At 36.4% G+C, this 20,027-nt stretch carries 23 protein-coding genes; 21 read left to right on the top strand and 2 right to left on the bottom strand.

The features are described 5' to 3' along the window. Positions 1-305 precede the first annotated feature (305 nt). A complete protein-coding gene (locus tag ACIP9G_RS10325) occupies positions 306-1,361 on the bottom strand; it encodes an LCP family protein (protein WP_340820898.1) in 1,056 nt (351 codons plus the stop codon). A 145-nt stretch (positions 1,362-1,506) separates the two neighbouring features. Next, positions 1,507-2,142, bottom strand: coding sequence for a YigZ family protein (locus ACIP9G_RS10320; RefSeq protein WP_340820897.1), 636 nt, complete (start codon positions 2,140-2,142; stop codon positions 1,507-1,509). A 165-nt stretch (positions 2,143-2,307) separates the two neighbouring features. Here ACIP9G_RS10320 and ACIP9G_RS10315 point away from each other — a divergent pair, with 165 nt between their 5' ends. The 21 genes from ACIP9G_RS10315 (at position 2,308) to ACIP9G_RS10215 (ending at position 20,025) form a co-directional block, all read left to right on the top strand. Further along, the gene (locus ACIP9G_RS10315; protein WP_340820896.1) at positions 2,308-3,456 is read left to right on the top strand and encodes a sensor histidine kinase; all 1,149 of its coding nucleotides are present in this window, start codon (positions 2,308-2,310) and stop codon (positions 3,454-3,456) included. A gap of 40 nt (positions 3,457-3,496) precedes the next feature. After that, a complete protein-coding gene (locus ACIP9G_RS10310) occupies positions 3,497-4,171 on the top strand; it encodes a response regulator transcription factor (RefSeq protein ID WP_340820895.1) in 675 nt (224 codons plus the stop codon). A gap of 199 nt (positions 4,172-4,370) precedes the next feature. Beyond that, on the top strand, positions 4,371-4,919 hold the full coding sequence (locus ACIP9G_RS10305; protein ID WP_340820894.1) for a nuclear transport factor 2 family protein: 549 nt from the start codon (positions 4,371-4,373) through the stop codon (positions 4,917-4,919). A gap of 158 nt (positions 4,920-5,077) precedes the next feature. Beyond that, the gene (locus ACIP9G_RS10300; RefSeq protein WP_340820893.1) at positions 5,078-5,920 is read left to right on the top strand and encodes a DegV family protein; all 843 of its coding nucleotides are present in this window, start codon (positions 5,078-5,080) and stop codon (positions 5,918-5,920) included. A gap of 580 nt (positions 5,921-6,500) precedes the next feature. After that, entirely contained in the window at positions 6,501-7,124 is a 624-nt protein-coding gene (locus ACIP9G_RS10295; protein ID WP_401019138.1) for a DEAD/DEAH box helicase family protein, read from the top strand. Positions 7,125-7,133: 9 nt separating this feature from the next. Then, entirely contained in the window at positions 7,134-7,574 is a 441-nt protein-coding gene (locus ACIP9G_RS10290; RefSeq protein WP_401019634.1) for a helicase-related protein, read from the top strand. After that, complete coding sequence (locus tag ACIP9G_RS10285) at positions 7,571-8,161, top strand: ComF family protein (RefSeq protein WP_401019136.1); 591 nt, start codon at positions 7,571-7,573, stop codon at positions 8,159-8,161. Before ACIP9G_RS10290 ends, ACIP9G_RS10285 begins: the two co-directional genes overlap by 4 nt. 84 nt (positions 8,162-8,245) lie before the next feature. Next, complete coding sequence (locus tag ACIP9G_RS10280; protein WP_337982047.1) at positions 8,246-8,659, top strand: TIGR03826 family flagellar region protein; 414 nt, start codon at positions 8,246-8,248, stop codon at positions 8,657-8,659. 259 nt (positions 8,660-8,918) lie between these two features. Next, positions 8,919-9,179: a flagellar biosynthesis anti-sigma factor FlgM gene (flgM, locus tag ACIP9G_RS10275; protein WP_173479684.1), complete on the top strand. Its 261-nt coding sequence runs from the start codon at positions 8,919-8,921 to the stop codon at positions 9,177-9,179. A gap of 26 nt (positions 9,180-9,205) precedes the next feature. Continuing rightward, complete coding sequence (locus ACIP9G_RS10270; protein WP_401019134.1) at positions 9,206-9,706, top strand: flagellar protein FlgN; 501 nt, start codon at positions 9,206-9,208, stop codon at positions 9,704-9,706. A 31-nt stretch (positions 9,707-9,737) separates the two neighbouring features. Next, the gene (gene flgK, locus ACIP9G_RS10265) at positions 9,738-11,285 is read left to right on the top strand and encodes a flagellar hook-associated protein FlgK (RefSeq protein WP_401019632.1); all 1,548 of its coding nucleotides are present in this window, start codon (positions 9,738-9,740) and stop codon (positions 11,283-11,285) included. A 45-nt stretch (positions 11,286-11,330) separates the two neighbouring features. Further along, positions 11,331-12,245, top strand: a complete 915-nt coding sequence (flgL, locus tag ACIP9G_RS10260; RefSeq protein WP_401019132.1) for a flagellar hook-associated protein FlgL — start codon at positions 11,331-11,333, stop codon at positions 12,243-12,245. A 79-nt stretch (positions 12,246-12,324) separates the two neighbouring features. After that, a complete protein-coding gene (locus ACIP9G_RS10255) occupies positions 12,325-12,888 on the top strand; it encodes a DUF6470 family protein (protein ID WP_401019131.1) in 564 nt (187 codons plus the stop codon). Between the two features lie 18 nt (positions 12,889-12,906). Then, a complete protein-coding gene (gene fliW / locus ACIP9G_RS10250) occupies positions 12,907-13,350 on the top strand; it encodes a flagellar assembly protein FliW (RefSeq protein ID WP_401019130.1) in 444 nt (147 codons plus the stop codon). Next, the gene (csrA, locus tag ACIP9G_RS10245; RefSeq protein WP_115674241.1) at positions 13,350-13,568 is read left to right on the top strand and encodes a carbon storage regulator CsrA; all 219 of its coding nucleotides are present in this window, start codon (positions 13,350-13,352) and stop codon (positions 13,566-13,568) included. Before fliW ends, csrA begins: the two co-directional genes overlap by 1 nt. Positions 13,569-13,746: 178 nt before the next feature. Continuing rightward, entirely contained in the window at positions 13,747-14,559 is an 813-nt protein-coding gene (locus ACIP9G_RS10240; RefSeq protein ID WP_401019129.1) for a flagellin N-terminal helical domain-containing protein, read from the top strand. A gap of 83 nt (positions 14,560-14,642) precedes the next feature. Further along, on the top strand, positions 14,643-16,331 hold the full coding sequence (locus tag ACIP9G_RS10235) for a motility associated factor glycosyltransferase family protein (RefSeq protein WP_401019128.1): 1,689 nt from the start codon (positions 14,643-14,645) through the stop codon (positions 16,329-16,331). 2 nt (positions 16,332-16,333) lie between these two features. After that, positions 16,334-16,678, top strand: coding sequence for a DUF8042 domain-containing protein (locus ACIP9G_RS10230; RefSeq protein ID WP_401019127.1), 345 nt, complete (start codon positions 16,334-16,336; stop codon positions 16,676-16,678). A gap of 1 nt (position 16,679) precedes the next feature. Beyond that, a complete protein-coding gene (locus tag ACIP9G_RS10225; protein WP_401019126.1) occupies positions 16,680-17,879 on the top strand; it encodes a 6-hydroxymethylpterin diphosphokinase MptE-like protein in 1,200 nt (399 codons plus the stop codon). Then, on the top strand, positions 17,876-18,874 hold the full coding sequence (locus tag ACIP9G_RS10220; protein WP_401019124.1) for an NAD-dependent 4,6-dehydratase LegB: 999 nt from the start codon (positions 17,876-17,878) through the stop codon (positions 18,872-18,874). Before ACIP9G_RS10225 ends, ACIP9G_RS10220 begins: the two co-directional genes overlap by 4 nt. Then, positions 18,871-20,025, top strand: a complete 1,155-nt coding sequence (locus ACIP9G_RS10215; protein ID WP_401019122.1) for a LegC family aminotransferase — start codon at positions 18,871-18,873, stop codon at positions 20,023-20,025. Before ACIP9G_RS10220 ends, ACIP9G_RS10215 begins: the two co-directional genes overlap by 4 nt. Positions 20,026-20,027: the final 2 nt, after the last annotated feature.

The raw sequence follows: 20,027 nt of genomic DNA, 5'->3' as shown, positions 1-20,027 counted from the left end.
AGAACCAACCATACTGTGTGGTTGCTCAGACTGAAGACAAACTCAAAGGGATTTTGAGTTTGTCTTCAGTCTTTTTTGCGGAGATTTTTCCATGTATCGCTATCTCGGAAAGCTTGGCTTCGCGGAAATATGGCTCTAAAGCGCGGAAATAATCCCTTGAAACGCGGAAAAACGATGCCGAAGCGCGGAATCACCTCCTTGTATCGTATGACTATCAAAGGCAATAATAAAAGGAACTACCATGAGCAGACAAAAAAACAACCAGTCACCGGTTAAATACCGGCAACTGGTTGTTTTGAAAAGTTTTATTGTGCTGACTCGTTAGTCGAACTGTCGTCGCCAGCTGCATTATCTTTATCTGTATTATTATTTGTTAAAGTAGAAGATGATTTTAAAGCAAGATGGTTTTTAAGAATTTGTGACACATCATCAACTGATTGTTGGTCTAATTGATAATAGTAAACGCCTGTAGACATATCATCGCTACCATCTAAAGTTAACGAATCGATGCGTGGTTTACCTTGTTTTAAATAAGACAGGAATGATTTCATTTCACTAAATGTCATATTTGTTTTCATATTATCGCCAATCGCCTTAATGACGTCGTCATACTTTGTAATCGAACCGACTGAAGCTACTTTATTTGTAATTGCTGTTAAAATTTCTTGTTGTCGAATACCACGTTGGATATCATTATCTTGTTTACGTGTACGAGCTAGTGCAAGTGCTTGACTACCACTTAAATGTTGTAAACCTGGTTTTAAATTAATCGTATTACGATCAAATTCATCTTTTTCATGTAGAGCATATGGTACTTCAGCTTCAATGCCACCTAATGCGTCGACAACATCAATAAATGCATTGAAGTTCATGCGCACATAGTAGTCGATTGGAATATCTAGCAGTCCTTCAACCGTTTCAATTGTTGCCAGCGTACCACCTAAAGCATGTGCATGCGTGATTTTATCTTTATATCCTACTGAAGGAATATTAACGTAAGAATCACGAGGAATGCTTAACATTTTAATCGTTTTTGTATTGTTGTTTAATGTAGCTAAAATCAGTGCATCTGAACGTGAGTGATCAGAACCTTGTCCACGATTTTCACTATCATCAACACCTACAAATAAAATAGAAACATTATCATGAACCGGTTCTACTTTTTCTTCTCTTAGTGTAGAAACATCGCGACCTTCTAATTCTTCATGTGCTGAGTTTGCAGCGTGTTCGGCTTGCTTTGTAATATAGACTCCGTAGGCCGTAACGCAAATTAGGAAACTAGCAACAAGTAGTAATGCTACTTTTATTATTAAAGAAGCTTTAGAAGTCCTCTTTTTCCTTTTTACATTCGTTCTTTTCATGTCTGGTATATTCTCCTCTTGATTTTGGGAATAATTACGTGATTGAACTAAAATTTATTCAAATTAGCACAGTGGCGTAACTGAGTAAGTTAGCTCAATATTAAAATTATACTATGGACCTTCAGCATTAGACAATTAAAACTATTTATTTCACAATAAATTCGATAAATTGCGCGCTCTCGAATGAGATGGATGCTTGTCCATTTGTAAGTTCTGTAATCCAATTTATAAATTGATTTTCTTCCTCTTTTAACACGGAAACAATGATTTCGACACCTTCCAAGTAGCGAATTTCCTCTAATGCATAAGCGGAGTTACGAATCTCATTTTCTACTTTTCCGAGCCAAGTGTAGTCGATTACAATTTTCATTAGATGGTGTAGCTTGCGTTCGACAACTTGTGCAGCGAGTAATCCCTCTGTTGTTGCTTTACCATACGCACGAATAAGACCGCCACCGCCCAATTTAATGCCACCAAAGTAGCGTGTGACGACAACGACCGTATCTTTTAAGCCTTGTTTTTTTAATACCTCTAACATTGGGACGCCTGCCGTGCCACTAGGTTCCCCATCATCATTTGCCTTTTGAATATGATCATGCTCCCCAATTATATAAGCTGAGCAATTATGTGTCGCATTATGATGCATTTTTTTTATGCGCTCAATAAACATCATTGCATCCTCTTCGCTTTCAGCGCGTTCTATATAAGTGAGAAAGCGAGATTTAGAAATTATGATTTCACTTTCTCCATAGCCTTTTACAGTTAAATAGTTATCTCTCATATGTGTCATTCTCCTTTAAAGTAGGGTTGTATGCTATAAATTTCATAAAGAAAAAGCATTAATTTTTAGCATTGTGATGCTATAATAGGTTTAGACTTAGATTCTATGAAATTGGTCTTTCAAAATACTATGTGGTAATAAGGACATTAGACTGGGGAGTACACTATGTTTTCAAATGATACCTTCGATTTAAAGTCGCTTGATGACGTATTCAATCGAATGTTAGAAACAATAATGAGCTCTAAAGACGATATTTTCATTATAAGTGAACAAAGCCGTAGAAGCTTTGAAGATATGCAACAAGAGCTAGAAATTGTTCGAAAACAGATTTCAACTGTCATCGATGAAGGCGATGCTTTAGAAAAAAGCACGCAACTTGCTAAGCAAAGACTTGTGTTAGTGAGTAAAGCTTTTGATAATTATACCGAAGAACAAGTTAGAGATGCATATGAAACGGCCCATGATTTTCAATTGAAGCTCTCCGTCATTAGAACACAAGAAAAGCAACTTCGCGACAAAAGAGATGATTTAGAGCGACGTCTAAGAGGATTACTCGATACAATTGAACGTGCTGATCATATTGTCAATCAAGTAAATGTTATTTTAAATTATTTAACTTCTGATTTAAAAAATGTTGGGTTAGCGCTTGAACAAGCGAAAATGAAACAAGATTTTGGTATACGAATAATCGCAGCGCAAGAAGAAGAGCGAAAACGTTTATCAAGAGAAATTCATGATGGACCTGCCCAAATGTTGGCCAATGTCTTAATGCGTACGGACTTAATTGAAAGAACGTATCGTGAGAAGGGCATTGAATATGCTTTGGCTGAAATTGCTGATTTGAAGAAAACAGTGCGCAATGCGCTATCAGAAGTGCGACGTATTATTTATGATTTACGTCCTATGGCACTAGATGATTTGGGAATTGTACCGACATTAAAGAAATATTTGTCGACTGTGACCGAATATAATCCTGGTGTTGAAATCCATTTTCAGTCAAGAAGCACAGAGCAACGGATTCCATCAAATTATGAGGTATCCATTTTCCGATTAGTGCAGGAATGTGTAACAAATGCTATGAAACACGGGAAATGTAAGGATATTTGGGTAAAACTTGAATGGTTGAACAATGCGGTAAATATTGTCGTAAAAGATGATGGCGTTGGATTCGACCAGAAAGTCGTAAAAGATCATTCCTTTGGTATTTTAGGAATGCGAGAAAGAATAGAAATATTAAATGGTACAATCTCAATTGAAAGTGAGATAAATCGTGGCACCACGGTATTATTTAAAATTCCGTTAGAAGTAGATTAAAGAAAGAAATGTGTTGCAGAATTTTAGGGGGTAAAGACTAATGACGAAGATTATTATTGTAGACGATCACCAGCTATTCCGAGAAGGAGTTAAACGCATCTTAGATTTTGAAGATACGTTTGATGTAATTGCAGAAGGTGACGATGGCACAGATGTCGTGAACTTATACGCGGAAAATCAACCAGATGTTGTTTTAATGGATATCAATATGCCAGGAAAAAATGGTGTTGAGGCAACAGCTGATTTAATTGCAGAATATCCAGATGCAAAAGTAATTATGCTATCTATCCATGATGACGAAACATATGTAACACATGCACTAAAATCAGGTGCACTTGGCTATATGCTAAAAGAGATGGATGCTGACGAAATCGTAGAAGCGATTAAAGTAGTAGCTAATGGCGGCTCATATTTACATCCAAAAGTAACAAAAAATTTAGTAGCAGAATTCCGTCGCCTTTCTGAACATGAAAACAAAGGTAATTTCCACCAAACAGAGATTCGTCGTCCATTCCATTTACTAACAAAACGTGAATGTGAAGTTTTACAATTACTAACAGATGGCCAATCTAACCGTACAATCGGTGAGACACTATTTATTTCGGAGAAAACAGTTAAAAACCACGTTTCAAGCATTTTACAAAAAATGAACGTAAACGACCGTACGCAAGCTGTAGTAACAGCCATCAAAAATGGTTGGGTTGAAGTACGATAACTGTATAGTATAGAATTGAAGGCTGTTTTTAAAAGCTACTTTGACAGATAAAGTAGTTTTTAAGGCAGTTTTTTTGTTGTGCAACATTTTAAATTAAAAGACGTCTTAAGAATGATATAAGCACCTAAAAGTAGAAAATGCGCAACAAAATTCCTACTAATGCATTTATATGCTACAATATTGCGCGGGAGGTTTTATGATGTTAAAGAAAAGTATTCTAGCAGTTTTAACCTTATTAGTGTTAACTGCCTGTGGCAATAAAGAAGATGATTTAACTGCAAAAGAGCGTGAGAAGGTTATTGAAGATGGTACAGTAGGCTTTGAAATGATGGGTGGAGAAGTCGAAAAAGCAACGAATGTACCAGCTAATGAGGAAAAAGCAATTATAGCGGCGTTTGATGAATATATTGCCGCATTCAATGATAAAGACATCCATCGTTATATGAATACGATATCTAAGAACCCAAAAGGATTTAATTATGATGAAGATAAAGTATTTGCAGAGAAAGTATTTGATCAATCCGATACGAAACGCGATGTTGCAAATGTGACTATTGCGAAGTATGAACAGGAAGAAGCTCAAGTATTTGCCAATGTGACAACGCACTCACTCCAACTTGAGACCAATGTAGAACACGAAAGTGCAGGGCGTCAAGTTACGGTGTTTGTGAAAGAGGATGGAGCTTGGAAAGTGACGAGCGTCTTTTACATTGGCGATGACACAAAGTCTAGCACCGGCAATCAATAAGGGGAAATCTTTCCCTTTACTATACATAGAAAATGAATGTGAAGTGGACGCCATCGTTTGAACAGCGATTCAATCCTGATGCAATTACGTTAGGTCGTAATTCAATTCACATTCATTTCTTTTTGAGGTAAACTTGGAACATAGGAGAGTGGACATGAATGAGGACGGCAATCGTAACAGATAGTACTGCATACATTACGCCAGAAGAACGCGCGCGCTTAAACATTCGTATGATTCCGTTAAGTGTAAACATCGCAGGTGAATTATTCGCAGAGGAAGTAGATATTACTGCTTCTGAGTTTTATGATAAAGTACGTGGGGCAAAAGAATTCCCTAAAACAACACAGCCACCAATTGGTGAATTTGCTTCTCTCTTTGAAGAGTTGGCAAATGATTATGACGAAGTAATTTCCATTCATTTATCGAGTGGTATAAGTGGTACATATCAAGGAGCTGTCCAAGCAGGAGAAATGGTGGAAGGTATTGATGTGTACGCATTTGACAGCGAGATTTCTTGCGCTGTTCAAGGCTTTTACGTGCTACGTGCAGCTGAAATGGCGGCAGAAGGTTGCTCAGCACAAGAAATATTAGCAGCATTAGCGGACATGAAGCAGTATATTCGTGCTTACTTCATTGTAGATGACTTAGCGCACTTACAACGTGGGGGACGTCTATCTTCAGCAGCAGCTTTAATCGGAGGCTTATTACAAGTAAAGCCTGTTTTGCATTTTGTAGATAAGGTAATCGTACCATTTGAAAAAATTCGCACACGTAAAAAAGCACTAAAGCGTGCAGAAGACTTACTAGCTGAAGATGCAAACAAGTATGACAAGATGGATGCAGTAGTCATTCACGGCAACTGTCAAAAAGAAGCTGAGGAATGGTTAGCGCAGCTCGCTGCGACATACCCAAACGTAAACTTTAAATTGAGCTATTTCGGCCCAGTTATTGGCACACACTTAGGTGAAGGCGCAATGGGACTAGGCTGGACAAAAAAATAAAATGAAAAAGTCTCTACAACTTGTTGTAGAGACTTTTTTTATTTATTGTAGGCGAGAAATCTCTGATAGCGCGAGCGAATCGCCTGTAAACCTGGTTGAAACCTTAGATAGAAGCTTGTGAATCGTCGGTAAAACACGAGGAATCGCCGATACAATTGCTTGAATCGCCGGTAGAACACGAGAAATCGCCGATAGAATTGCTTAAAACGCCGATAAACCTGAGTAAAACGCCGATAAACCTGCAGAACCCCCTGCTAGAACCATTATCACAAAAAGAAAGGAGCAAATTAGAATGAAATATAAAGGATGGCTGTTGCCTCCTGCGTTGCGGGACTTTCATGAAGGTCGTATATGGCTAAGGGAGCATTCACCTTTTGCCAAACGTGATATACAGCATGCCATTGATAAAAAGTATCTTCATATAATAGGAGGGATTCAAACAACACCACAAATGAGATGTAATCGTTGCTATAATGACAAGCCGCAGTTCTTTACAATGTTTAATTGCTCAAAATGTCAGCAACAATGTGTGTATTGTAGACATTGTCTGAGCATGGGCAGAGTGAGTAGCTGCACGCAATTGCTAATATGGAAAGGGCCGAAAACGTTTAGAAAAAGACAGCATTCACTCCAATGGACAGGCCAACTGACGGAACTTCAACAACAGGCAGCTGATGAAATACTTGAGAGTGTCAAAGCAGGTCGATGTCATTTAATTTCAGCGGTATGTGGGGCTGGGAAGACTGAGCTGCTTTTTCAATCTGTACATTATGCGTTGGAAAAGGGGTTACGGGTTTGCATCGCCGCGCCACGAACGGATGTGGTGCTAGAGTTATTTCCACGCTTTCAACGGGTTTTTCCTCAAACGGTCATTCATGCTTACTATGGTGGAGCGCCGAAGCAGAACGGATATGCGCAACTAATACTGGCTACGACTCACCAGCTATATCGCTTTGAACAGGCATTTGATGTGATGTTTATTGATGAGGCGGATGCTTTCCCATATTCATTCGATGAAACATTAGCAAGAGCCGTGAAAAAAGCCAAAACTGCAAAAGCCTCAACTTACTTTATTACAGCTACATCATCACAATCATTAATCAAAGAGTTTGATCATTGCTCATTTATTCCAAAAAGATACCACAACAAGCCTTTGCCAGTGCCACGCTTCAGCTCGCTATGGGGATATGAAAAAAGCTTATAGCGTGGAAAAATTCCTCGGAAGCTAAAAGAATGGACAGAGGAGCGGCTTACTAAAAAAGAGCCTTTTCTTATATTTTTCTCGAAAGTTGAATTGTTAAAAATTGCAACGCCACTTTTTCAAAGGCTACATGCAAATATTTTAACCGTTCATGCTGAGGACCCAGTAAGGAAACAGAAAGTACTTCAGCTACGTAATGAAGAAATTCCTGGGTTACTCACGACGACTATATTAGAAAGAGGTATTACGATAAAAAATGTACAAGTCGCTGTTGTTGGGGCAGAATCGTCTATTTTTACTGCAAGCGCATTGATTCAAATTGCTGGACGAGTAGGGCGGCATGAAAAGTATGCAGAGGGAGATGTGGTGTTTTTTCATCATGGCATTACAATAGCAATGGATGAAGCACGAGAGAAAATAGAATATAACAATAAGGTAGCGTTCTCGCAATGAACAAAGTAGAAATGTTTTGTTTACTATGTGCACAGCCTTTGCGTATCGTTCCTAGCTGGAAAACACTTTTAATAAGAAACTTCTCACCTTGCCTTTGTGAAAAATGTGCCTCCAAATTTGAGCGTTCATCTACCACAACAGCGCTTTATCAATATAACGATGCAATGAAGAAGTATTTGCATCAATATAAATTTCTCCAAGACGTTGCACTCGCTAAAGTATTTCGACAGGAGTTACATGCACAATTTAAACGAGAGACAGCAACAATTATTCCGATTCCTATGCACCCTATTAAGCAACAAGAACGTACCTTCTCACATACGGAGGAGCTTCTAAATGCGGCTATTATTCCTTATAAACAACTATTAGAAAAAACAACTATAGAAACACAAAGCTCAAAAAATAGGGAGCAACGTATAAAATCAGCTCCACTTTTTCGACTAATGTCTACAGCGCAAGTTGAGCATAAAGATTATCTCCTTTTTGACGATATACAAACTACAGGGACAACACTAAGGCATGCGAAACAAGTTTTACTAGAAGCGGGCGCCCGAAATGTTCGAACCTTCACTTTAATTAATGGATGAAAATGCTAAAACATCATGTATAATAGATTACGAATTTAGGATTCGTGTAATTAAATAGTGATCATGCAAGAGGAGGAAGAATAGATGGCTGAGGTTCGAAATTGTCCAAAATGTAATGAGTTTTTTAATTATACAGGGGTCAGAGACGTATGTCATAAATGCGCGCAATCAGAAGAGGAATTATATCAAATTGTTTATCGTTTTTTACGAAAACGCGAAAACCGTGCGGCTACAGTAGAGCGAATTGTGGAAGCAACGGGTGCTGAAGAGGAACTATTGTATAAGTGGGTTCGTAAAGGTCGTTTACAGCCAGCAATGTTCCCGAACTTAGGCTATCCATGTGATAACTGCGGTCATTTAACGACAACAGGGAAACTATGTACAAAATGCCAAGATGAATTAAAATCAGAACTTCGCACATTTGAGGCAGCGAAGGAGTTCCGTGAAAGTGTAGCTGAGCATGATCGCGTAACATATCATGCTGAACGTAAAAAATAACAAGATGAAAAGAGTTGTCTTACACTAGAGTTGAGCTTCCTTCACTTACACATGTTCAATGCTCATGCGAATCAGCAAGCAAATTGTAACAGGAAATTCAAAATGACGAAGTTAAATTATACACCTTAAAGATGGTTGATAAGCGAAAGTGTGTTAATTTTAAACAAAATTAGCACACTTTTTTATATTTGAAAACTTAACATTGTTGGAGACAATCCGAAATAATAGTAAGATAAGCTTTTAAGATAGGGGGATGAATATGAAAATTACATCGTATGGTGTTAATGCTGTAAACGCATATAAAAATCAAGTACGTAATGTCAAATCTGGCGACAACAAAGCGTCATTCGCTGACAAAATTGAAATTTCAAAAGCAGCGCAAGAAATGCAAGGTGTAACGACGTACAGTACTGAACGAGCTGAACGCGTGCAACAATTAAAGGCAGATATTGATTCTGGAGAATATAAGGTCAATGCTCGTAAAGTTGCTGAAGATATGCTGAAATATTATCGTTTCTAGGAAATACAGAAAGGGTGCTTAGTAATATGACTGTAGAAACAATTTGTTCTACATTAACAATATTAGAGAGAATGCATAAAAGCTTACTCGAACTAGCCTTTAGAAAAACAGAAATTATTAAAGCTGGCGATATCGAAGCACTAGACCAAATGCTCAAGGATGAGCAGGCACATGTAGCGGCCATTGATAAGCTCGAGCAACAGCGCCAGGTACAGGTAACCGAATACCTTGGAGCAAAAGGAATTGCTTCAACTGACAAAATGTCTGTTGCTGATGTCATCGAGGCTGCTGAAAAAGAAGCTGAAAAAGAAGCACTTTCAGCTGTTCGCAATCGATTAATGCTAATCATCAATGATTTACGCAAACAAAATGAACTCAATCAAAAATTAGTATTCCAATCATTACAATTTGTCAATCTAACATTAGATGCGCTACGACCACGACCAGAGCAAATGAATTACTCTGGTCGTGAGGTACGCGGTACGAATACAGTAGCCAAAAAATCGTACTTCGATTCACAAGCTTAATTTTTAATCGTTACTAAAGGGAGGAATAATGATGCGCTCAACATTTATGGGCTTAGAAACAAGTAGAAGCGGTTTATTTACACAACAATCTGCTTTATATACAACAGGTCATAATATTTCAAATGCCAACACACTTGGTTACTCGCGCCAACGAGTAAACATGCAAGCTACACCAGGTTTCCCAACGGCAGGCTTAAACACGCCGAATTACCCTGGACATATGGGAACAGGGGTAGAGACAGGTTCCATTCAACGTATTCGCGATGAATTTATTGACCGTCAATACCGTCAGGAAACAAATAAGCTAGGTTATTGGGAATCACGTTCAAATGCAATATCTCAAATGGAAGATATAATGGACGAACCTTCTCAGTACGGTTTAAACGCAGCATTAGAACAGTTCTGGAAAGGTCTGCAAGATGTTAGTACAGGTCCGGAAAACGCTGCATCACGTAAAGTTGCCATTGAACGTGCCAATCATTTAGCACAATCATTTAACTATATCGATACGCAATTAAAAACAATTCAAGGCAATTTAGGTAACGAAATTAGTGTTTCAACAAACCGCATCAACTCCTTACTAAAACAAATTGCTTCTATTAATAAACAAGTGCAAGAGGTTGAACCAAATGGTCATGTTCCAAATGATTTATATGATGCTCGTGATGTGTTAATCGATGAATTAAATAGTTACATCCCGGTCTCAGTCGAACGAGTTCCTTCTGGTGGACTTGCTTCTAGTGTAGCTGAAGGCAGTGTAACTATTACATTTAAGCCATATGGCACGAACACAGCTATTAAATTAGTGAATGGTAAAGATGCTGCGAGCATCGAAGTAAATAGTGGTGCTACACAAATAGATGGAACGGATTTATCGAAAGTATTTACGAGCATCAATGTTACTGGCGCAGGTACAGCAGATTCAGGAACTATTACATATGACCAGTTAGAGCCTGGCAAAGGTAAATTATTATCATTGATCAACTCTTATGGATATCAAGATGGGGCCGATGTTAAAGGCTATTATCCAGAAACGATGGCTAGCCTTGATAAACTTGCCTCTGAATTTGCAAATGTCTTTAATGCGATGCATAAGCAAGGGTATGATTTAACTGGTGCTCAAAGCACAATCGATTTCTTTGAACCGATTGATAATACAAAACCGATGTCAGCAGGAAATATTAAAGTCAATGCTGACCTTTTGAAAGATTCTTCAAAATTGGCTGCTTCGAGCAAGCCAAATGAAGAAGGGAACGGTAAATGGGCACTTGAGCTTTCAAATATCCAATCAAAAGTTCAAGCAAATTTAGACGGTGCAACATTTAACTCATTCTATCAAGGAATCATTGGTAAGCTCGGTGTCGATGGAGAAGAAGCGGCGCGCTTAAACGGAACTTCTGAAACACTTCTTGTGACAATCGGCAACAGCCGTGCTTCGATCACTTCCGTATCGCTTGATGAAGAAATGACGAATATGATCACATTCCAACAAGCATATAACGCAAATGCTCGTATGATTACCGTTATCGATGAAACATTAGACAAGATTATTAACGGTATGGGCCGTGTAGGAATTTAACTAAAAACTAATTGAGTACGACTAAAGGAAGGAGCTTTTACAAACATGCGCGTAACACAATCCATGTTATCGAATAACATGCTTCTAAACTTAAATAATAGCTACGGAAAAATGTCGAAGCTACAAGATCAAATTACTTCAGGCTCTAAAATCACAAGACCTTCAGACGACCCTGTTGTAGCAGTAAAAGGGATGGGCTATCGCCGAGACCTAGGTAGAGTTGAACAGTATACACGTAATATGAATGAGGTTAATAACTGGCTAGATACATCTGACGAATCATTAAATCAAGTGGGCGAACAAATGAAGAAAGTGCGTGAACTTGTTATTCAAGCAGCGAACGATACAAATACACCAGATGAACGAGCAAAGATTAAATCTGAGATTGACCAAATTCAAAAACAGCTTCAAGATGTGGCCAACACGAAAATAGGAGACCGCTATATTTTCAGTGGCACAAAAACAGGCCAACCAGTTTTTTTGAATGGCACTCTTAACAATGCGAATGTCAATTCCGAAGATGTTAAGATTGAAGTGTATGATGGTATAGAAATGAAAGTCAATACGGCTGGTGTGGATTTATTTAAAAGTGTAGATGATATGATGAGCAAAATTTCGGGTTTGTTAGATCCGAATCGAATTCCTCTTGCAACAGGTGAAGAAATCAGCTCTACATTAGGTGGCGTTACAAGTAATAGTACAACCGATGATATTACAACAATGCACAATAAAATTCTCGAAGCGCAAGCAGATGTTGGGGCACGCCAAAATCGTGTGGAATTAATGGAAAACCGATTATCTATTCGTGAAATTAGCGTGACGAAGCAATTGTCGAATAACGAGGACGTTGATTATTCAAAAGCTATTACAGAAATGGTAACATCAGAATCAATTCATCAGGCAGCATTGTCTGTTGGCGCTAAAATTATTCAACAATCTTTAGTCGATTTTATTAGATAAATACGAGTGATTTTACCGCTAATGAATCCGAGCGTTTGAACATTTTGTTCAGACGCTTTTCTTGAAAGGAGAAGTGTACATGAGACTCCCACAAATCCAAATTCGTACAACGGACGCACAAATTGACCTTAATATTGCTAAGCCACAGCAATACATTAAACAACCAAGTGCTACGCAGCATATTGAACAGCCTGCTGCAATACTTGATATCAATACAACACGTGGTGTATTGAAAATTGATTCATCCCAAGCAAGACGTGATTTAGGCTTGATTGGACCATTAGAATCAAGTGCAAATTATGCGCAAAAAGGGAAACAAGAGGCAATGAGGGGCATGGCACGAAGAGCAAGGGAAGGCCGACAAATGATGGAGGGTGCCGGCAAAGATCAGGGAAGAGCAACAATCCAAAATATCGCCAAACAAAACCATGGCCCACACCGTGTGCAATTTAATATAAAATTTGTGCCATCTGTTGATTCCGTAAAAATCGACTATACGCCAGGCACTACTGACGTTAATATACAACGAAGAGAACCAGTAATTGACGCCCAAGTGAACAAACCAATCCATGAATACACACCAGGTAAAGTAACTGGTACAATGATACAAAGACCAGATGTTGACATTGATGTCATCGTTTAAAGGAGTGCACCCGAAAATATGAAAATAGCTACTAAATTTTTAGGAGAAGTAGAAATCGTTGAACAAGATATCCTGACTTTTGAACATGGCTTATTAGGATTAGAAGAAGAAAGAGAGTTTGTTTTACTACCAATCGATGCAGACCTGCCGCTTGCATTACTTCAGTCTGTTCAGCATGTCGAAATCGGCTTTGTCGTTGCCTATCCATTTGCCTTCAAAAAAGATTATAGCTTTGATATTAGCGAAGAAGATCGCGAGCAATTAAAAATTGAAAAACAAGAAGATGTGCTTTCATACGCCATTGTCACAATGAAAGAAACATTCCAAGATTCTACGATTAACTTATTAGCACCTGTTATTTTAAATATTGCTAAAAAACGAGGAAAGCAAATCGTTCTCCAAGATAATAAAGCTTATCCATTACGCTACCCAATGCAATCATTGGAAGGAAGTGCGAAATAATGCTAGTACTTTCACGTAAAAAAGATGAGTCTATTATGATAGGCGATCAAATCGAAATCAAAATATTAGCAGTTGAAGGTGACCAAATTAAACTTGGTATAGTTGCTCCGAAAACAGTAAAAGTACATCGCTCCGAAGTTTTTGAAGCTATCCAAGCGCAAAATAAAGAAGCACTTGCTTCATCTTCGAACTTTTTAGAACAGCTAAAGAAAAAATAAATTAATAGCTAAATATATTACATAAAAAAATAAAAAACTTTTAAAAAACTATTAAACTTTTCCAACTACTAACGATATATAGATTGTAGGGTAAGGGAAGTACATATATACAACCTAAACCGACAATATTCCACACGGATGTGGAATAACAAAACAAACATTCAAGGAGGAATTCCAAATGAGAATTCAACACAACATTTCAGCTTTAAACACACACCGTAACCTAGCTTTCAACAATACTGAAGCTTCAAAAAACCTTGAGAAGTTATCTTCTGGTTACAAAATCAACCGTGCTGGCGATGACGCTGCTGGTTTAGCAATCTCTGAAAAAATGCGCGGACAAATCCGTGGTCTTGATATGGCAACTAAAAACGCTCAAGACTCAATCTCTTTAATCCAAACAGCTGAGGGTGCTCTTAACGAAACACACTCTATCCTACAACGTATGCGTGAATTAGCAGTTCAATCTGCAAACGATACAAACGTATCTTCAGACCGCACAGCGTTACAAGATGAAATCGATGCACTTGCAACAGAAATTACTCGTATTTCAACAGATACTGAGTTTAACACGCAAAAGCTTTTAAATGGATCATTTAGCGCTAAAGTATTCCATATTGGTGCTAACTCAGGTCAAAATTTAAAAATTACAATTGGTAATATGGGTGCAAAATCACTAGGTGTAGCTTCAATTGATATTACTAAACAATCTAGTGCAGATAAATCAATTACAACAATTAATACTGCATTAGAAACAGTATCAACGCAACGTTCAAAATTAGGTGCTGTTCAAAATCGTTTAGAGCACACAATTAACAACTTAGGTGCAACATCTGAAAACTTAACAGCTGCTGAATCACGTATCCGTGATACTGATATGGCTAAAGAAATGATGGGCTTCACTAAGAACAACATCTTAATGCAAGCTGCACAATCTATGTTAGCTCAAGCTAACCAACAACCACAAGGTGTTCTTCAATTATTACAATAATATTTTTTAGAAAAAGCCCTTTTATAAAGGGCTTTTTCTTTATTTTTGGATTTAAAAGTCGATATAAGTAAAGAGGTGACAAAATGAGCGAAATTATAAATTACATAGTATCAAAATCTGGAATACAAACTGTGGAAGTGAATGGATATTTACTACATAGTAAATATGATCCTATCAAAGAAGCGGAACGAATTGTCGAAAAAGAATATAAAGAAAATTTTGTACATATTTTATTTGGTAATGGTTTGGGCTATATTGCTGATGAATTAAAAGCTAAATTGAAGGATAAAGATGAATTAGTTATTGTTGAGCCTTTTAAAGAGTTATTAAACAATAAAAACGATGAGATTTTTTATGTTGAACAACAAGAGGGTATAAACTACAAAATAAAAGCATTATTACATGATAATAGACGTGACATTAAAGTTATTTGTAGCCCTAATTATGATAAGCTTGCTCCGGAAGCATATAAAGAGTTATTAAAAATTATTAAAGATATACAAAGTTTAAATATCGTAGAAGAAAATACATTAAGATTAGGAAGTGAAAATTGGCAAGAAAATTATATAAAAAATTTATTGTATGCTTCACAGGATGCTTCGCTAAGTGAACTATATAAGGCATATAATTATCCTGTTATAATAGCATCAGGGGGACCATCTTTAACAAAGCAACTACCTCTATTAAAAAAAATAAGAAACCGTGTTATTTTAATTGCTTCAGGCTCCACTATTAATTCTTTATTGAAAGAAAACATTGACCCTGACTATATAGTTACCATAGATGGTTCAGAAGCTAATTATGAACATTTTAAAGCAATAGCATCAACTAAAGCTTCGCTTTTATATAGTCTAAGTAGTAATCATAAAATACAACATGAATATACAGGGGAAAGATATTCGTTTTTACCACTTGTAAATAACCAAGTTGAAAAACGAATAAAAGAAGAATTAAGTTTATCTTTACCACATATTGCAGGAGGTGGTACAGTTTCTACTTTTGCCTTTACAATTGCTACTTATATAACCACTGGACCTATTGCTTTAATTGGGCAAGATTTAGCATACACTGAAAACTTAACACATGCTAATAATAATAAACATCAAAAATCTGTCGATGATTCTTTTTATAAGATACGTAGTGCCTTTCAAGTAGAAGGTTACTTTGATGACTTAGTTATGACAGATTATGCATTTTATTCAATGAAAAATTCATTTGAAGAATTGCACCAAACAATTAAGCATTCTGCATCAATTTTCAATTGTACAGAAGGCGGAGTTAAGTTAAATGGGTTTCAACAAATATCATTTAAAAATTTTATAGAAACCTATGTAGAAGCGAATGAAATTTTTAAAGTTACATCAGAATGCCCCTCCAGTAAAGATAAATTACATGGGCTTATGAAGATGCTAACTGATGAAATAAAGAAGTATGAACAATTAGAATTTTTATGGTCTGATGCAATTATTGCTCTTAAAATAGATAAAAATAAATTAACCTTTAGTAATAATACGTTAAAAAAATTAGATAAAATTGATAATAAAAGTAAGGATATTTTAAATGAAGTTCTTATGAATGATATTATTAAACCGATAACGATGGATGTAATGAGAAGTTTTAAAGAAAAAGAAAATGAGACACCAAAAGAAAAGTTTGAGCGTAGCTACAATCAAAACATGCTGCTATATTCACAGTTATTAGAAGTAACAAAAAAATCAAAACAATTTACGTTGGAAGCTATTTCAACAATTAAAACAGAAATAGGAGAATGATTATGAACGAAGTACTAGAAGTAATTGAAAGTTTTAACGAATATATTGTAAAAATACCTCAAGGAGCAGTTTATATTGCTAATAGTTTGCGTGAAGATAAACTGAATGAAGCACTTTTAACGATTAAGGATTTCTCAGAAGGAGTTATTTGGTTATCCGATGCGGGTAATTTACTTGGCAAAAATAATATAGATGTAAGTTTAAGTATAGAAAAAATTCATGATTTTTTAAATGAAATAAATGAAGGTTTAGAAAAGCAAGATTTTTTATTAGTTGCAGACTTATTTGAATACGAAATCGCTCCTTTCTTTCAAGAATTAAAACTGATCGAAGGAATGAATCAGTAAAGTGAAATGGGAAGTAATTGTATCAAAGAATGGTGAAAATACCCTCCTTTTAAATGGAATTCAAATTTATAGTCAATATCGACCAGGAGAAGGTGCGACCAAGTTTATTCAATCTGAGTATGATTGTAATGCAGGTAGCTATTTATTGATTGGACTTGGGCTAGGGCATCATTTAAAAGCATTATTAGAGTATGTAAATGGAAAAGAGATAATTGTTTACTATTTTTCAGAAAGTGAATTACAACTATTTAAAAAATATAATGTGACAAACTGGTGGGAAAAGAAAAACGTACATTTGGTAAATAAAATAAATTCCTCCGCACTAGACAATGATTTACAAATTATACTGCCTAATGTTTGGTTAAAAGCGATTGGACAAGAACACCCGTTATTTTCAATTCTTGAGGTCATTAAAATTCAACAAATCTCCTATAATAGGAATAAAGTTTTACTGAGAGAGAATTTTAATAAGAATATTATGCTGAATGATTTTACAATTCAAACAAAAAAACAAACAAAAATTGCATGTTTAGTAGCAGCAGGTCCTTCGTTAAACGAAACAGTTTATTGGTTAAAGAAACTTCAAAAAGACATCGATATATATGTAGTAAGTGCAGCATTAAAAACTTTACTTGCTCATGATGTATATCCAAAAGCTGCAGTAATATCTGATGCTAAGGACATAACAGTACAACATTTTGAAAAAACAGGATTTACAGGACAATTATATTATTTAAGCACAGCGAATCATCAAAGTGTATTGTATCATAAAGGCACTCGTTATATTTTATATCAAAAAGGGTATGAATTAGCTGAACAACAAGCTAAAATCGTGCCTCTAATTGAGACGGGAGGTTCTGTAGGTACTGTAACATTTAGTTTATTGGAAAGACTAGGCTATGAAAAGATTGTATTATTTGGACAAGATTTAGGATTTTATGGTCAACATACACATGCGAATTTTTCAACTTCTAAAAAGGTCGTTACAAATGAATCTTCAGTCAGAGAAGAACAAGCAAATGATGGTAGTATCATTTATACTAGACCAATGTTTCAAGTTTTTAAGCACTGGTACGATCAAAAGATGACTAAGACAAAAGTAAAAGTATATAATACAGCCATAAAAGGTGCAAAGATAAAAAATGTCCCTCTTATAGATGAACAACAATTTCAGCATTTAGTAAATGGAGATAATTTATGAAAAAAATTCTAGTAACCGGAGCAGATGGCTTCATCGGCTCACATTTAACAGAAACATTAGTACGACAAGGTTATGATGTTCGTGCATTTGTTTATTATAATTCATTTAATTCTTGGGGCTGGTTAGATCAGTCATCATCAGAAATTAAATCATCATTGGATGTGTTTTCAGGGGATATTCGTGATCCGTATGGTGTAAAAGAAGCTATGAAGGGTTGTACGCATGTCCTTAATTTAGCAGCTTTAATTGCAATTCCATATTCCTATCATTCTCCTGCAACTTATGTTGATACAAATGTGACAGGGACATTAAATGTTGTACAAGCAGCGAAAGAGTTAGGCGTAGATAAGGTAGTACACACTTCTACAAGTGAAGTATATGGAACAGCATTGTATGTACCAATTGATGAAGAGCATCCACTACAAGGGCAATCACCATATTCAGCATCAAAAATAGGTGCGGATCAGATGGCTTTGTCATTTTACCGCTCATTTGATACACCTGTATCTATTATTCGTCCGTTTAATACATATGGACCACGCCAATCCGCTCGCGCTGTTATACCGACGATTATTAGTCAACTGGCAAGTGGCAAAACGAACATAAAGCTTGGAGCTATAAGCCCTACACGTGATTTTAACTATGTAAAAGATACAGTTAACGGTTTTATATCTGTAATGAATTCCACTAATTCAATCGGTGAAGTCATTAATATCGGATCAAATTATGAGGTTTCTATTGGCGAAACTGCAGAAATGATTGCTGATATTATGGGTGTAGATTTAACAATCGAAACGGATGAGCAACGTCTACGTCCTGAAAAAAGTGAAGTCGAGCGTCTTTGGGCAGAGAACAAAAAGGCGAAGGAACTACTTGGTTGGGAGCCACAATATGGTGGCAAAGATGGCTTCCGTAGAGGTCTTGAAGAAACAATAGAATGGTTTACAAATCCTAAGAACTTATCTCAATATAAGGCAGATGTTTATAATATATGAATACGCAATGGTTGGAATTTGCAGATAATGTAAAGCAGTTTTATGGAAAAGAGTTTGTGCCTTTACATGAGCCCACATTCAATGATAAAGAAGTTGAATATGTCACGGATTGTGTAAAAACAGGTTGGGTTTCTTCAGTTGGCGCTTATGTTAATCGTTTTGAGGAGGATTTAGCTAAATTTGTCGGTGTAAAGCGAGCGGTTGCTGTTGTAAATGGGACAGCTGCACTGCATATAGCATTAAAAGTTGCAGGCGTAAAGGCTGAAGATGAAGTGTTGATGCCGTCACTTACTTTTATTGCAACAGCCAATGCTGTGTCATATTTAGGCGCTGTTCCACATTTTATAGATGTTTCTCTTAATACTTTAGGTGTAGATGCAGATAAATTACAAATCTATATAGAGAAAATTGGAAAAATCCAAAATAATCAGCTTTATAATAGAGAAACGGGAAGACGTATTTCAGCACTTGTACCGATGCATACATTTGGTCATGCAGTTGATGTGGAAGGTTTACTTAAAGTATGTGAAATGTATAATTTGACTCTTATAGAAGATGCAGCAGAATCATTAGGTACTTATTATAAAGGCAAACATACAGGCAGCTTTGGAAAAGTAAGTGCGTTAAGCTTTAATGGTAATAAAATAATGACAACAGGCGGTGGCGGCGCGATTGTAACTAATGATGATGCAATAGCGGATTATGCAAAACATTTAACAACGACTGCTAAAATTCCACATCGTTGGGCTTATGAGCACGATGAAATCGGATTTAACTACCGCATGCCGAATATAAATGCAGCGTTAGGTTGTGCGCAATTAGAAAAAATGCCAACGTTTATTCAACAAAAACGCGATTTAATGAAGCACTATGAGCAATGGTTAGGTTATTTAGATGGCGTCCATTTATTTAAAGAGCCAGCAAATACTAGAAGTAATTATTGGCTACAAACTATTTTACTCGATGAGCAGTTTAATCGTGATGAAGTATTAAGCTTTTTAAATGAGCAAGGTGTAATGAGCCGCCCAATTTGGACGCCAATGCACCACCTAGCAATCTATCAAAACTGTCCGAAATCAGATTTAAGTGTAACAGAACAGTTGAATAGAATAGTTGTCAATATTCCTAGTACACCATTAAGTGAGGGATAACG

Origin of the sequence: Lysinibacillus sp. NPDC093197, from assembly GCF_044754025.1 — a bacterium.
In the GTDB taxonomy this organism is placed as follows: domain Bacteria; phylum Bacillota; class Bacilli; order Bacillales_A; family Planococcaceae; genus Lysinibacillus.
The sequence above is the reverse complement of the archived record's forward strand: the minus strand, read 5'-3'. Positions and strand labels throughout refer to the sequence as shown.